Source organism: Mesorhizobium sp. WSM4847, assembly GCF_055811335.1.
The window spans coordinates 163644-176598 of record NZ_JBVVPY010000003.1 but is presented as its reverse complement, the minus strand read 5'-3'; the positions used below and the strand labels follow the sequence as shown (position 1 = coordinate 176598).

14 protein-coding genes are annotated in these 12955 nt (G+C 65.3%); 7 read left to right on the top strand and 7 right to left on the bottom strand.

Annotated features, from left to right (window positions below; all coding sequences use genetic code 11):
- Window positions 1–156 precede the first annotated feature (156 nt).
- The gene (locus AC0L28_RS05415; protein WP_091592269.1) at window positions 157–1398 is read left to right on the top strand and encodes an MFS transporter; all 1242 of its coding nucleotides are present in this window, start codon (window positions 157–159) and stop codon (window positions 1396–1398) included.
- A gap of 36 nt (window positions 1399–1434) precedes the next feature.
- Here AC0L28_RS05415 and AC0L28_RS05410 read toward each other — a convergent pair whose 3' ends face one another.
- The 6 genes from AC0L28_RS05410 to hemC form a co-directional block, all read right to left on the bottom strand.
- On the bottom strand, window positions 1435–2151 hold the full coding sequence (locus tag AC0L28_RS05410) for a glutamine amidotransferase (RefSeq protein WP_023800550.1): 717 nt from the start codon (window positions 2149–2151) through the stop codon (window positions 1435–1437).
- 13 nt (window positions 2152–2164) lie between these two features.
- Window positions 2165–2644 (bottom strand): tellurite resistance TerB family protein, encoded by a 480-nt coding sequence (locus AC0L28_RS05405; RefSeq protein ID WP_287343388.1) that lies wholly within the window; start codon window positions 2642–2644, stop codon window positions 2165–2167.
- Between the two features lie 64 nt (window positions 2645–2708).
- Entirely contained in the window at window positions 2709–4310 is a 1602-nt protein-coding gene (locus tag AC0L28_RS05400) for a heme biosynthesis protein HemY (RefSeq protein WP_128168666.1), read from the bottom strand.
- 10 nt (window positions 4311–4320) lie between these two features.
- Window positions 4321–5814: a COG4223 family protein gene (locus tag AC0L28_RS05395; RefSeq protein ID WP_473476036.1), complete on the bottom strand. Its 1494-nt coding sequence runs from the start codon at window positions 5812–5814 to the stop codon at window positions 4321–4323.
- A 91-nt stretch (window positions 5815–5905) separates the two neighbouring features.
- On the bottom strand, window positions 5906–6622 hold the full coding sequence (locus AC0L28_RS05390; RefSeq protein WP_287241317.1) for a uroporphyrinogen-III synthase: 717 nt from the start codon (window positions 6620–6622) through the stop codon (window positions 5906–5908).
- A 1-nt stretch (window position 6623) separates the two neighbouring features.
- Window positions 6624–7550, bottom strand: coding sequence for a hydroxymethylbilane synthase (hemC, locus tag AC0L28_RS05385; RefSeq protein WP_473476033.1), 927 nt, complete (start codon window positions 7548–7550; stop codon window positions 6624–6626).
- Window positions 7551–7653: 103 nt separating this feature from the next.
- Between hemC and tsaD the strand changes: the two genes are divergently transcribed.
- From tsaD to AC0L28_RS05355, 6 genes are all read left to right on the top strand, one after another.
- A complete protein-coding gene (tsaD, locus tag AC0L28_RS05380; protein ID WP_287241324.1) occupies window positions 7654–8739 on the top strand; it encodes a tRNA (adenosine(37)-N6)-threonylcarbamoyltransferase complex transferase subunit TsaD in 1086 nt (361 codons plus the stop codon).
- On the top strand, window positions 8736–9746 hold the full coding sequence (locus AC0L28_RS05375; protein WP_287260887.1) for an NAD(P)H-dependent glycerol-3-phosphate dehydrogenase: 1011 nt from the start codon (window positions 8736–8738) through the stop codon (window positions 9744–9746). Before tsaD ends, AC0L28_RS05375 begins: the two co-directional genes overlap by 4 nt.
- A 25-nt stretch (window positions 9747–9771) precedes the next feature.
- Complete coding sequence (locus tag AC0L28_RS05370; protein ID WP_027154810.1) at window positions 9772–10068, top strand: YciI-like protein; 297 nt, start codon at window positions 9772–9774, stop codon at window positions 10066–10068.
- A gap of 123 nt (window positions 10069–10191) precedes the next feature.
- Window positions 10192–10617 (top strand): EVE domain-containing protein, encoded by a 426-nt coding sequence (locus AC0L28_RS05365; protein ID WP_023800559.1) that lies wholly within the window; start codon window positions 10192–10194, stop codon window positions 10615–10617.
- Between the two features lie 53 nt (window positions 10618–10670).
- On the top strand, window positions 10671–11270 hold the full coding sequence (locus tag AC0L28_RS05360; RefSeq protein WP_287059049.1) for a class I SAM-dependent methyltransferase: 600 nt from the start codon (window positions 10671–10673) through the stop codon (window positions 11268–11270).
- Window positions 11271–11402: 132 nt separating this feature from the next.
- Complete coding sequence (locus tag AC0L28_RS05355) at window positions 11403–11825, top strand: DUF1761 domain-containing protein (RefSeq protein WP_473476029.1); 423 nt, start codon at window positions 11403–11405, stop codon at window positions 11823–11825.
- A gap of 60 nt (window positions 11826–11885) precedes the next feature.
- On the opposite strand, the gene gcvA is transcribed toward AC0L28_RS05355, so the two are convergent.
- Complete coding sequence (gcvA, locus tag AC0L28_RS05350) at window positions 11886–12821, bottom strand: transcriptional regulator GcvA (protein WP_287173850.1); 936 nt, start codon at window positions 12819–12821, stop codon at window positions 11886–11888.
- Window positions 12822–12955 lie beyond the last annotated feature (134 nt).

Sequence of the window (12955 nt, the reverse complement as noted above, 5' to 3'; positions counted from 1 at the left end):
CCGAGCTGTGCAATTAGCATGGTAGCCGGAAATCCTTGATCCAGAGCCGATTTTTGCGCGCGCCTCGCACCGAACTGCGCTAAAAGCGCGGTGGTCGGACCAGCGCCCTCGTGGAAGTGCCCCGCCGGCCGACTTCCTTGCCACGGGGCCTGATTCATGACACCCGAACCTCACGCACCGCCCGACCGGCGCTATGCCGCCTTCCGGCACAAACCCTTCCTGAGCTATTGGGCGGCACGCTTCCTCGCCACATTCGCCACCCAGATCGTATCCGTCGCCGTCGGCTGGCAGGTCTACGACCTGACCCGCGATCCGTTCGATCTCGGCCTTGTCGGCATTGTCCAGTTCCTGCCTTCGCTGCTGCTGGTGCTGATCACCGGGGTGGTCGCCGACCGTTTCGGCCGCCGCCTGATCATGGCGCTGATGGTGCTGCTGGAGGCGATCTGCGCGCTGGCCCTGCTGCTGCTGACGCTGCGCGGCCTTAGCGGACCGGGATTGATCTTCGGCGTGCTCGCCATGTTCGGCATCGCGCGCGCCTTCTTCGGACCGGCAGCGGCGTCGCTGTTCGCCAACCTCGTGCCGCCGGAGGATTTCGGCAACGCGATCGCCTGGAATTCGTCCGCCTGGCAGACGGCGACCATCGTCGGACCGGTCGCCGGCGGCCTGCTCTACGGGCTCTCGGCGCAAGCGGCATACGGCACCGCTGCCGTTCTGATGTTTGTCGCTGCGGTGCTGGTCTTCACCATCCCAAAGCCTGCCCAGCGCAGCGAGACCGACAGGCCGACGATGCAGACCCTGTTTGCCGGCTTCGGCTATATCTGGAGCGAGAAGATCGTGCTCGGCGCCATTTCGCTCGATTTGTTCGCCGTGCTTTTGTCCGGCGCCACGGCGCTGCTGCCGGTCTATGCGCGCGACATCCTCGAACTCGGCCCTTGGGGCCTGGGACTGTTGCGTTCGGCGCCGGGCATCGGCGCCATCTGCGTTGCCATCTGGCTGGCCGGACATCCGATCCGCAACCATGCCGGCGTGGTCATGCTCGGCTTCGTCGCGCTGTTCGGCGCCTTCACGGTGCTGTTCGGCCTTTCCACCATCACCTGGCTGTCGATCGCAGCGCTCGCCTTGCTCGGCGCCGCCGACATGTTCAGCGTCTACATCAGAGAGACGCTGATCCAGCTGTGGACGCCGGACAAGGTTCGCGGCCGCGTCAACGCCGTCAATCAGGTTTTCGTCGGCGCCTCCAACGAACTCGGCGAATTCCGCGCCGGCACCATGGCGGCATTGATCGGCACCGTGCCCGCGGTGGTGATCGGCGGCGTCGGCGCAGTCGTTGTCGCCGGGCTGTGGGCGGTGCTGTTCCCGCAGTTGCGCAAGGTGCGCCACCTCAACGGGCGAAATTGATCCCAGGGCACTCTGATCCGGGCAAACTAGATCAGATCAGGACAGCGCCGGCTTGCCGAAGATCGTCTGCAGGAATTCGCCGAGCCAGCGCTTGAGATGCATGTCCCAGATCAGCCGGCCGCCGAGATGATCGCGACCGGGCTGCGCGCCGGGCAACTCGAAGCGATGCGCGCCGCGAACGACCCAGCGCTGCATCATCGCCCTTGTCAATTCGCCATGGAACTGGATGCCCCAGGCATTGTCGCCATAGCGAAAGGCCTGGTTGGGATAGGTTTCGGCCGTCGCCAGCAGCGTCGCGTCCTTCGGCAGCGAAAAGCCCTCGCGGTGAAACTGATAGACCATCTCAGGCCAGCGCATCAGCTTCTTGCCGTCCTCGGTCGCTGTCAGCGGATACCAGCCGATCTCGACCAGCCCCTCGCCATGACCCTCGACCTTGCCGCCAAGATGGTTGACCAGCATCTGCGCGCCGAGGCAGATGCCGAGCAACGGCCGGTTCTCCCGGAGCGGCACTTTTAGCCAGTCGGTCTCACGGCGGACGAAATCGTCCTCGTCATTGGCGCTCATCGGTCCGCCGAACACCACGGTTCCGGCATGACCGTCCAGTGTTTCCGGCAAGGCGTCGCCGAGCGGCGGGCAGCGGAGATCAAGGTCGAAGCCTTCTTCGATAAGCATGTGGCCGACGCGCCCGGGGCTCGAACTCTCCTGATGCAGCACAATCAGGATTTTTGGTCTCGGCCTCGGCGTGGGTGGCATGGGGAAATCCCGTCTATTCGTCGCTCGATGTTCCAGCCGCGCCCGGCACTTCGGCGGCCGCCTTGCGGCGTGCCTCGACGCGGTCGTGGCGTTCGACATCCATCAGCTCGGCGACGCGCCAGACGATATTGTCCTCGAGCTCGTGCAATTCGCCATCGGCATAGACGATTTCCCACATCAGGCCGATGAAGGCTTTTCGCGCGTCCGGATCGAGCTGACGCTTCAAAACGCTGGTGAAGGCGTAGAGGTCGATCGCCTCATTGTCGGCCCGCTCGCCGGCAGCGGCAAGCGCGTCGAGCTCGTCGCCGCTGATCGAATAGCTTTCCGCCAGCACCGCCTTGAACCGCTCCCATTCGGCATCCTGACGCACGCCGTCGGCACTCATCACATGGTAGAGAAGGGCGGATGCGGCAACGCGCGGATCATCGGCGTTGTTGCGGGCGCGGCCGTCTGCCGGCAGGTCCTTCAGAAACGACAGAACGCGTTCGAACATGTGATTCCTGCTTCCCATCCGCCAAAACTTTCAAGCTCAGCCAAACTTTTCAAGCTCAGCCAAATCAAAACAATCGAAACTTGCGTGGTGATTTTTGCTCTTCGTCGTCCGGATCGACGCCGGGATCGTCGGGCAGCCGGGCCATTTCCTCCGCCGGTTCGGCAGCGTCGCCATCCGGCGGCACTGCGGCAGACGCCGTGGCGGTGACCGGCGCAACATCGTCTTCGTCAGTTTCCGATGCCGCCACGGCGGTCGGTCTTTCGGCCGAACCAGCGGGGTTCAGCTCGATCACATTTTCCTTTTCCGGCTTCGTTGGCGCTGCAATTGTCGGCACCGCGGCGTCCGGCGCATCCTCGTCACTGTCGATGAGTTGGCCGAGCCGCTCCATCGGCGCACGCCACTCGAAGGCGTCGAGCTTGCCGGTGATCGGCGACACCGGCGCCCAGCGTTCGGAAACGACGCCGTCGGCGACCCAGGCCGGATCGCGCGGTGCACGCACTGCCTTGGACAAAAGCTGCCGCACCTTGCCCTGATCGCCGGTCTCTGCCTCCTCGATGTCGGCCAGAAGCAGATAGGCGCCTTCGCGGCGATCCATGCGGATAGCCGCCTCGGCCTCTTTGCGGGCGGTTGAAAAGTCCTGCGCGTCGAGCGCGGCGCGCGCCACCGCCAGCGACGATTCGGCGTGGTTCTTCTTCATCTCCTGCAGCTTCTTCGCCCGGTTCAGCCGGTCGAGCACGGCATCGCCTGGCCGGGCGTGGGTGTAAAGCTCGGCGATCTCTGGATGCGGCTCGGCTTTCCACGCCGTTTCGAGGATCTTCGCGCCCTTGCGCACATCATTCTGTCTGAACAGCAGTTTGGCTGCGATCCCCGCCGCCGGCGCGAAATCCGGCCGCAGCCGGTTGGCCTCCAGAGCAGCGGTTTTGGCGGCATTGGGATCGCTGTCGATCAGCGCCTGCGCCTTGGCGGTGAGCAGCACGGCGCGACGCCGGTTGGCGGCATCGCGCTCGATCTGCCGCGTCGATTTCTGCGCCTCGACCAGTTTCAGCGCGCCGTCCCAGTCGCCGCGCCCGGTCAGGTCTTCCAGCGTCGATTCGGCGGCCCAGGCTAACTGCGGCGCCATCGCCGCGGCGCGGCCGGCGTAGTGCCGCGCCGCGTTGCGGTCGCCGAGGCGTTCGGCCTCGAGATAAAGCCCGCGCAGGCCGAGCAGCCGCATTTCGGGATCGTCGAGCATGGTCTCGAACTTTTCGCGGGCACCCTCATGGTCGCCTTCGAGCAGCGAGGCTTGCGCCTCCAGCAATTGGATCAGCGGCTCCTGATCGGAGCGGATCAGCTTTGCCGCTTCCTTGGTCTTCTTGCGGGCGAGCGCCCCGTCACCGGCGCCGGCGGCAATCATGCCGGTCGACAGCGCCTGATAGCCACGATCGCGACGGCGCACGCGGAAATAGCGCGAGATGGTGTAGGGGCTGTTCCACAGCGCCTTGAGCAGCCACCAGACGATCATCACCGCGGCAACCACGGCAACGACCGCCACCGCCGCCACCATCAGGCTGACCTGGTATTGGTAGCCGCTGAAGGTGACGACCATCTCGCCCGGCCGGTCGGCCAGCCAGGCGAAACCCAGCCCGAGCGCGAAAACCACGGCGAGGAAAAGCAGAATGCGAATCATCGGGTTTCCCTCACGCCTTCATCGCACTGGCGATCAGCGCGTCGACCTGCTTCTCGACCTCGATTCGCGCCTTCAGTTTGCCGGCAAAATCGGCGCCGGCAGCCTTCACCGCCTCGGGCAGCATATCGTATTCGCTGAGCGCCTTGGCGTAATCGCCCTGATTGACCGCCACCTCCATGCGAGCGACGATTTCCGGAGCGCCAGCGCCTTCGACTGCACCGATCGGCCTGACCTTGACCAGCGATTGCGCGCTCGACAGCAGGTTTTGCAGGAAGCCGGCATTCTGGTCGACGGGCTCGGAGGCAGCGACCATGGCATTGGCGGCGGCAGGCATTTCGGTTGCGATCTCCGCCCGGGTCGGAACGCCCGTTTCGGCGTAGGGACGCAAGGCTGCGATCTCTGGAGCATCCGGCGAAATCGCCGCAAAGGTTTCGAGTTCGGCGGCGAATGGCGCACCACGGTCGAGTGCTGCCTTCAGCGCCGATGCGGCGATGGCGAGCGCAACCTTGGGCTGCCCGGCCTGTGCCTCGACCTTGCCGGAAAGCTGAGACACCGACTGTTCCAGCGCTGCAAGCCGGCCGTCCTGTGCCTTCGCCGTCTCACCGGCGGATTTCACCGCCGCGTCGAGCCCGGCCAGCTTTTCATTGAGCGGTCCGAGATCGACCGGCGCCGTGTTGCCGGTCTGGCCAAGCGCCGCAACCGCCGTCTCGATCTGCCTGACCTTATCGCCGAGGGCTGCAAGCCCGGCAGTGTCGCCTGCTCCGCCCTGCTCGATCGCCGATTGCAGCGCCGTGACATCCGTCTTGACCTGACCCAGCGCCGACGACAGGCCGTCCACCTTGGCCGAGGCGTCATTGTTGCCGGCTGTATCCTTGAGCCCGGCAATCTCGCTCTTCAGCGCAGCGATTTCGCTGTTGATGCCATCGAGCGACACGCCGCCCGAGGATAAATCGCCAACCGCTGGCGCGCCGAGCAGGCCGGCAAACTGCAGCCCTCCGGCGGCAGCCAGCGCGATGACGCCGCCGATAATGCCGGCAGCGATGCCGTTGATGCCGCCACGCTTCGGCTGCGCTGCCATGTCTTCAGTCCCTGCCTGGGTTTCCTTCGGCGCGTCTGCGGCGCCCGCCTTGGCCGAAGCGTCCTTGGCCGATGCGTCGTCGAAACTGTAGTCGAAGGCCCGCTTCGCCGATGCCTCCGAGCCGGCCGGATAAGTCGGGTTGGGCCCTTCAGGAGTTTTGGCACCGCCCTCGGCCGGCTGTTCCGAGCCGTCCGGCGGGGCCGCTTCGGCATGTTCCCACGGCTCGATGTCGGTCTGGTCGGCATGGACGGGTTCTTCAGGCGCTTCCGGCTGCGACGCGCTTGCCGCCTCCTCCGCTTTCGCCTCGTCGGTCCGCCCGTTGGCGGCATCCTCGTCGGCAACGCGCGAGACAGCGCCGGGCTCGAGCTCGATGGTCACCGGCTCGCGACGGCTTTTCGAATGCCGCATCTTCGGCGTCTTGACCATGCTTGGGCTCCGCAAGTTTCGCTTCGGGATGGTTCAGGAAGGGTCTAGCACATCACCAAGCGGTGAAAAGGGGCGGCGTGATGACACGGGGTCAAGGCGACGTCCGCAAAAGCTCCAGCAGCGCCTCCTCGCTGGGCTCCGGCGCAACGCGGAGCTGTTCTGAGGCAACCGTCTCCAAGGCTGCGGCGATACGTCCGGACAGCGCAAAAAAACATGTCTTTTTAAAAAGCTCACGCAGCGCCGGCCGCCCAGCCAGTGCCTGCAGCGCTGTGGCGGCCTTGGCCGAAAAGAGCAGCACCGCCTCGACCGGCCGGCCGGACAAGCGCGCAAGAACGGCCTCGTCGGAATAATCCAGCGCGACAGTGTCATAGGTCTCGACGGCGCGAACCTGAACGCCTGCCGACTGCAGCCGCTGCTCGAAACCCGAATAACGCACCCGCCCGCACAAATAGACGATGGGATGTCCGGCGCAATCGCCGGCAAGCGCATCCGCCAGCGCCTCGGCATCGCCCGGCCCTTCGCTGACCGACAGAAACCCGGCCGCACGGGCGGCCTGCGCTGTCCGTCTGCCGACGGCATGGCAAGGCAAACCGGCGAGCGCCGTGCTGATTTCTTTCGGCGCATGGCGCACGGCATTGGCGCTGGTGACGGCAACGGCCGCGGCATTGGCTGCGACCCTGTCCGGATCAACCGGCAGCGCCACCGTTTCGGTCAGCGGCAGCAGGATCGGCTTAAAACCCAGGTCTTCAAGCCGCTGTGCCGTGCGCGAGGCGCCCGGCTCCGGCCTCGTCACCAGGACGGGACGCATGTCAGGCCCAGCCGTCGAAGAATTTTTCGCCGGCCTTGGCCCGCACGGTCCTGGCAGCTTCGTCGCCGATGCGCGCGGCATCCTGCGCCGGGCCTTCCGCCTTGACCTCATGCGATTGCACGCCGTCCGGCGAGATGATCAGCCCGCCGAAGAACACCGTTTCGGCCGATATCGTCGCATGGCCGGCAATCGGCGTGCGGCAGGAACCGTCGAGCGCCGCCAGGAAAGCGCGTTCGCAGGCCAGCGCCTGCCCGGTCGGCACGTCGTGGACTGCCGTCAGCATTCTTTCCACATCGAGATCGCCGATGCGGCTTTCGATGCAGATCGCGCCTTGCCCCGGCGCCGGCGGAAAGCTGTCGAGCGGCATCAGGTCGGTGATGACATCTTCGAGTCCGAGCCGCTTCAGCCCGGCATAGGCAAGGATGGTGCCGTCGGCGACGCCCTCGTCGAGCTTGCGCAGCCGCGTCTGCACATTGCCGCGGAACATCACCACGTCGAGATCCGGCCGCATCCGCCGGATCAGCGCCTGGCGCCGGAGCGACGACGAACCGACCTTCGCGCCGTGCGGCAATCCGGCGATCGTTTTGGCCGCCTTGCCGACGAAGGCGTCGCGGGCATCCTCGCGCGGCAGGAAGGCAGACAGTTCCAGCCCGTCGGGCAACACCGTCGGCATGTCCTTCGACGAATGCACGGCGATGTCGATGCGGCGCGCCAGCAGCGCCTCCTCGATTTCCTTGGTGAACAGCCCCTTGCCGCCGGCTTCCGACAGCGGCCGGTCCTGGATGCGATCGCCGCTGGTCGAGATGACGACCACCTCGAATGCCTCAACCGGCATACGGTGAGCGGCCATCAGCCGCGCCTGCGTTTCATGCGCCTGCGCCAGCGCCAGCGGGCTGCCGCGTGTTCCGATTTTCAAGGTTGTTTGCATGGCGCGCTGTCCGTGATAACCCCCGGCAGATTGAGGCCGTTTCCGGGCTTTCTCCTAACGGGGAAAGGCTGGTTGCACAATCTCCAGGGATGGCAACGAATTGATCCGCGTTCTGGGCATTGAGACGAGTTGCGACGAGACCGCCGCCAGCGTGGTAGCGCTGGACGGCGGCGGCGCGCCGAAAATCCTGTCTGATATCGTGCTCAGCCAGATCGAAGAGCACGCCGCCTTCGGCGGCGTCGTCCCGGAAATCGCCGCGCGCGCCCATGTCGAGGCGCTGGACGGCATCATCGAGGCCGCGCTTGCCGATTCAGGCGTCGATCTCGCCGATATCGACGCGATCGCTGCGACCGCCGGCCCCGGCCTCGTCGGCGGTCTGATCGTCGGGCTGATGACGGCCAAGGCGATCGCAGCCGCGGCGAACAAGCCGCTGATCGCCATCAACCACCTCGAAGGCCATGCGCTGACCGCGCGGCTGACCGACGGGCTCGACTTTCCCTATCTGTTGCTGCTGGTGTCCGGCGGCCACACGCAGATCGTCGCGGTGCGCGGCGTTGGTGACTACCAGCGCTGGGCGACGACCATCGACGATGCGCTCGGCGAAGCTTTTGACAAGACGGCCAAGATGCTCGGCCTGCCCTATCCAGGCGGGCCGAATGTCGAGAAGGCGGCGGCGACCGGCGACGCCGCGCGCTTCGCCTTCCCGCGGCCGATGAAGGGCTCGGCGCAGCCCGATTTTTCCTTTTCCGGGCTGAAGACCGCCGTGCGCCAAGCAGCGACGGCCATTGCCCCTTTGAGCGACCAGGACGTCGCCGACATCTGCGCCTCCTTCCAGGCGGCGGTTGCGGATGCGCTGGATGACCGTGTTTCGAGGACGCTGAACCGTTTCCGCCAGGAGTTTCCGAGCGAGCTGAAGCCTGCGCTCGTCGTTGCAGGCGGTGTCGCCGCCAACCGGACGATCAAGACGACACTCGAAGCCCTGTGCGAGAAGGCCGGTTTTGCTTTCGTCGCGCCGCCGCTCAAGCTCTGCACCGACAATGCGGCGATGATCGCCTGGGCCGGCATCGAGCGGCTGCGCGCCGGCATATCGGGTGAAAACACCGCTGATTTCGTGCCGCGTTCGCGCTGGCCGCTGGACAGCATCTCCGCTCCGATGGTCGGCTCGGGCCGGCGCGGAGCCAAGGCATGAGCGGCAGCGGGCACGAGGTACCAAGCGGCTGGCGCATTGCCGTGCTCGGCGGCGGTGCCTGGGGCACGGCGCTGGCGCTGGCCATGCTGCGCGCCAGCCATTTCGTCCGCCTTTATGCGCGCGACCCGGAGACCGTCGCCGCGATCGACCGTGGCGAAAATCCGCGCTATCTGCCGGGCATCGCGCTCCAGGCCGGCATCGTGGCAACGAGCGACATCGAGGCTGCGCTCGACGGCGCCGACTGCGTTCTGGCGGTGGCGCCGGCGCAGTCGCTGCGCGCCATGCTGGCCACCGCGAAAGCCCATATGCCGAAGGACGTCCCGCTGGTCCTCTGCGCCAAGGGCATCGAGCGCGACACCGGCGCATTGCTGTCGGCGGTCGCTGGAGAGACCCTGCCTGAAAATCCGGTCGCCGCCCTGTCCGGGCCGAGTTTCGCCACTGACGTCGCCAGGGGGCTGCCGACGGCCGTGGTGGTCGCCGCCGGCAATGAGGGTCTGGCGGCCGACCTGGCCGCACGCTTTTCGGCGCAGAATCTGCGCTGCTATTCGAGCGACGACCTCATCGGCGTCGAGATCGGCGGCGCGCTGAAGAACGTCTTCGCCATTGCCGCCGGTGCGGTCACCGGCGCCGAGCTCGGCGCCAGCGCCCAGGCCGCCATGGTGACGCGCGGCTTTGTCGAATTGCGCCGCATCGGCGCCGCCTTCGGCGCCAGGCCGGAAACGCTGATGGGACTTTCCGGTCTCGGCGACCTGTTGCTCACCTGCTCGTCCGCCCAGTCGCGCAATTTCGCCTACGGGCTGGCGCTGGGGCAAGGCAAGCCGCTTGCCGGGCTGCCCCTGGCCGAAGGGGTGCCGACGGCGGCGATCGCCGCCCGCATCGCCACCGAGCGCAACATCGACGCGCCGATCATCACCGCCGTCGCCGCCATACTGGACGGCACGATCACCATCCGCCAGGCTGTGTCGGCGCTGATGACAAGGCCGCTGAAGACCGAAACCGACGTGTAATGTTGAACAATCCGGAGATGGAAAGATGCTGTTTGCGCTGATTTGCAAGGACAAGCCTGGAAGCCTGCAGGTGCGGCTCGATACGCGGCCCGAGCATGTTGCCTTTTTGGAGGGACTGAACGGCGAGAACAAGCTGGCCTTCGCCGGTCCGTTCCTCGACGCCGACGGCAAGCCGAACGGCAGCCTCGTCGTGGTTGAGGCGCCCGATCTGGAGGCGGCAGAAGCGCTATCGGCGGCAGACCCCTTTGCCAGGGCAGGGCTGTTCGAAAGCGTCGAAATCCGGCAATGGAATTGGACCTTCAACAAGCCAGTGAGTGCATGACTCCGAAAATCGGAATCGATTTTCGGAGAGGATCATGCGCAAAATCAAAGTGCTACAGCGTCCTTTGCGCGTCTGAAAGACGCGCGGCGCTGCAGCTGATCTCCAGCCGCGGAGGAGCAAAAAATGAACTACTGGCTGTTCAAATCCGAACCCTCGGTCTTCTCCTTCGAGGACCTCAAGGCGAAGAGCAAGGCCGGCACGCAATGGGACGGCGTGCGCAACTATGCGGCGCGCAACAACATGAAGGCGATGCAGATCGGCGATCTCGGCTTCTTCTACCATTCCAACGACGGGCTCGACGTGGTCGGCATCGTCGAGGTCTGCGCGCTGGCCCATCAGGACACCACTACTGACGATCCGCGCTGGGAATGTGTCGATATCCGCGCCGTCAAGGATGTGCCGAAGCCGGTGACGCTGGAGCAGGTCAAGGCCAACCCCAAGCTTGCCGAGATGGCGCTGGTCCGGCTCGGACGACTTTCCGTGCAGCCGGTGACGCCGGCCGAATGGAAAGAGGTCTGCCGCATGGGCGACCTGACGCCGGCGCCGTGACGGCGCTGACGCCAAACAGCGCGAGAAACTTCATCCTCGACAACACGGCGCTGATGGCACCGCCGCATGTGCCGGAGATGCTGCTGCATCTGGCCGACGAGGCGCATGATCTGTGGCAGCGGACAGAGGACGAACTGGCCGAAATCGGTCTGCCGCCGCCTTTCTGGGCCTTCGCCTGGGCCGGCGGCCAGGGCCTTGCCCGCTACATCCTCGACAATCCGTCTGATGTGCAGGGCAAGCGCGTGCTCGACTTTGCCTCCGGTTCCGGCCTTGTCGCCATTGCGGCAGTGAAGGCCGGCGCGGCAGAGGTGATCGCCGCCGACATCGACCCGTTCTGCGCGACCGCGATCCGCCTCAACGCCGAGGCCAATGGCGTCGGGATAATGTTTCTTGGCACCGACTGCATCGGAACCGATGCGGGCTGGGATGTGGTCCTGGCCGGTGACGTCTTCTACGACAAATCCTTCGCCGACCGGCTGAAGCCATGGTTCGCGACGCTCAAGGCGCGTGGCGCCGACATCCTCGTTGGCGATCCCGGCCGCTCCTATCTGCCGAAAGCTGGACTGGAGCCGCTCGCCGTCTACGAGGTGGCGGTAACCCGGGCGCTGGAAGACGCGCTGGTCAAACGCACCACCGTCTGGCGGTTTTCTTGACGGCATCGCCGAACAGGCGTTCCATCACGCTTCGATTTTGAGAATACGAATGCCGTTGTCCCAAAACCGCTGGGCACCCCGGCTCGGGCCCGGGGGCATGCTTTTGAGCGACATGCTTCCGGGGAGGAAATCATGGATTTTTCAGCAGTGAACTGGCTGGCAGTGATCGTCGCCGCGGTGGTGGCGTGGTTGTTCGGCGCTGCCTGGTACATGGGCCTGAGCAAGCCGTGGCTAAAGGCCACCAGGCTTGATCCGGCGACCATGAGTAAATCGCCGCTGCCCTTCGTAATCAGCTTCGTCGCGGAAATTGTCATGGCGCTCGTCATGTCTCTGATCGTCGCAGCGATGACCGGTGGCGAACCGAGCCTCGTTGCCGGGCTCGTCTTCGGCTTCGTTCTCTGGTTCGGATTCGTCGCCACGACGCTATCCGCCAATCATCGCTACCAAGGGTTCGACTGGGACTTGACCATCATCGACTGCGGCCACTGGCTCGGCGTGCTGCTTATCATCGGCGCGGTGATCGGTTGGTTCGGCGCGGCGGATGTCGCGGGCTGACGCTGCCGCCATGAAAATAGGTCGACGACTGCCAGCTGATCACTCAGAGCGACCTGAAGCTCATCCAAGCGTCGGCTCCGGCTGCGGGTTGTGAACTTCGTTGAGCAGCCAATCCCTGAACGCCACGATCCTGGGATCATTGGCGGATGCGACGGGATAGACCAGGAAGTAGGCGAAGTCGGGCGGAACCTTGATGCCAAGTTCGAAGGGCCGGATCAGCCGGCCCTCGGAAAGGTCGTTCGCCACCATGGCAAAATCGGCGAGCGCAACGGCATTGCCGTCGAGCGCGGCCTGAACGGCGTCGGTCGAGGTGCCGAAAACGATCGTCCGGCTGTCGTCGAAATCGTCGACGCCGGCCGCCGCCATCCACATCCGCCAGTTTGGCCAGGTCACGCCCTGTCGCGCCCACTCGATGTGGGCGAGCGTGTGATGGAAGAGATCGCGTGGCTCGCGCAGAGGCGGGCCGGAGGCCAGCAGGCTGGGGCTGCACACAGGGATGATGATGTTGTCGAACAGCCGGTGGGTGCAAAGTCCCGGATATTTTCCCGCGCCGAAACGGATGCCGACATCGACGTCGTCCAGGTCGAAATCGCGCAATTCAGAGGCAATGTCGAAGCGGAGCTCGATGCCCGGTCGCTGCTTGCGAAAATCGTCGACGCGTCGCATCAGCCATTTTGTCGCGAACTGGGCGTCGAGTGTCACTTTCAGCAACGCCGTTCCACGCGCCAGCTTGTGCGCCCGTGAGACGGCGCGGCCAAGCAGGTCGAGCGCGTCGGTCGAGGCCTCGAACAGCACCGCGCCCGCCTCGGTAAGCCGGATGGTGCGGCTGGTGCGCGTGAACAGCACGATGCCGAGCTGATCCTCGATTTCCTTGATCTGGTGGCTGACCGCGGCCGGGGTCAGGCCAAGTTCGTCCGCGGCGCGGGTGAAATTGAGGTGCCGGGCGGCTGCTTCCAGCGTCCTCAGGGCACGGGTTCCAGGCAGCAGGCGCGCCATCAGAATAGGACGAGGAGAGGTCGGTCGAGCATTTTCAATCCTCAAACAAAACTTGAAGATGCAGAGAAAACTACTCGTTTCTCGTTTTAATTTCAATCCGTCATGATGTGACCATCGAACAAACATCAAACCGG

Excerpts from the sequence above, each read along its gene's own strand:
- AC0L28_RS05395 (WP_473476036.1), bottom strand. The coding sequence starts at position 5,814 with ATGGTCAAGACGCCGAAGATGCGGCATTCGAAAAGCCGTCGCGAGCCG.
- gcvA (WP_287173850.1), bottom strand. The coding sequence starts at position 12,821 with ATGGCGCGCCTGCTGCCTGGAACCCGTGCCCTGAGGACGCTGGAAGCA.
- AC0L28_RS05355 (WP_473476029.1), top strand. The coding sequence starts at position 11,403 with ATGGATTTTTCAGCAGTGAACTGGCTGGCAGTGATCGTCGCCGCGGTG.
- AC0L28_RS05415 (WP_091592269.1), top strand. The coding sequence starts at position 157 with ATGACACCCGAACCTCACGCACCGCCCGACCGGCGCTATGCCGCCTTC.
- AC0L28_RS05400 (WP_128168666.1), bottom strand. The coding sequence starts at position 4,310 with ATGATTCGCATTCTGCTTTTCCTCGCCGTGGTTTTCGCGCTCGGGCTG.
- AC0L28_RS05365 (WP_023800559.1), top strand. The coding sequence starts at position 10,192 with ATGAACTACTGGCTGTTCAAATCCGAACCCTCGGTCTTCTCCTTCGAG.
- hemC (WP_473476033.1), bottom strand. The coding sequence starts at position 7,550 with ATGCAAACAACCTTGAAAATCGGAACACGCGGCAGCCCGCTGGCGCTG.
- AC0L28_RS05370 (WP_027154810.1), top strand. The coding sequence starts at position 9,772 with ATGCTGTTTGCGCTGATTTGCAAGGACAAGCCTGGAAGCCTGCAGGTG.
- AC0L28_RS05390 (WP_287241317.1), bottom strand. The coding sequence starts at position 6,622 with ATGCGTCCCGTCCTGGTGACGAGGCCGGAGCCGGGCGCCTCGCGCACG.
- AC0L28_RS05405 (WP_287343388.1), bottom strand. The coding sequence starts at position 2,644 with ATGTTCGAACGCGTTCTGTCGTTTCTGAAGGACCTGCCGGCAGACGGC.
- AC0L28_RS05410 (WP_023800550.1), bottom strand. The coding sequence starts at position 2,151 with ATGCCACCCACGCCGAGGCCGAGACCAAAAATCCTGATTGTGCTGCAT.
- AC0L28_RS05360 (WP_287059049.1), top strand. The coding sequence starts at position 10,671 with ATGGCACCGCCGCATGTGCCGGAGATGCTGCTGCATCTGGCCGACGAG.
- AC0L28_RS05375 (WP_287260887.1), top strand. The coding sequence starts at position 8,736 with ATGAGCGGCAGCGGGCACGAGGTACCAAGCGGCTGGCGCATTGCCGTG.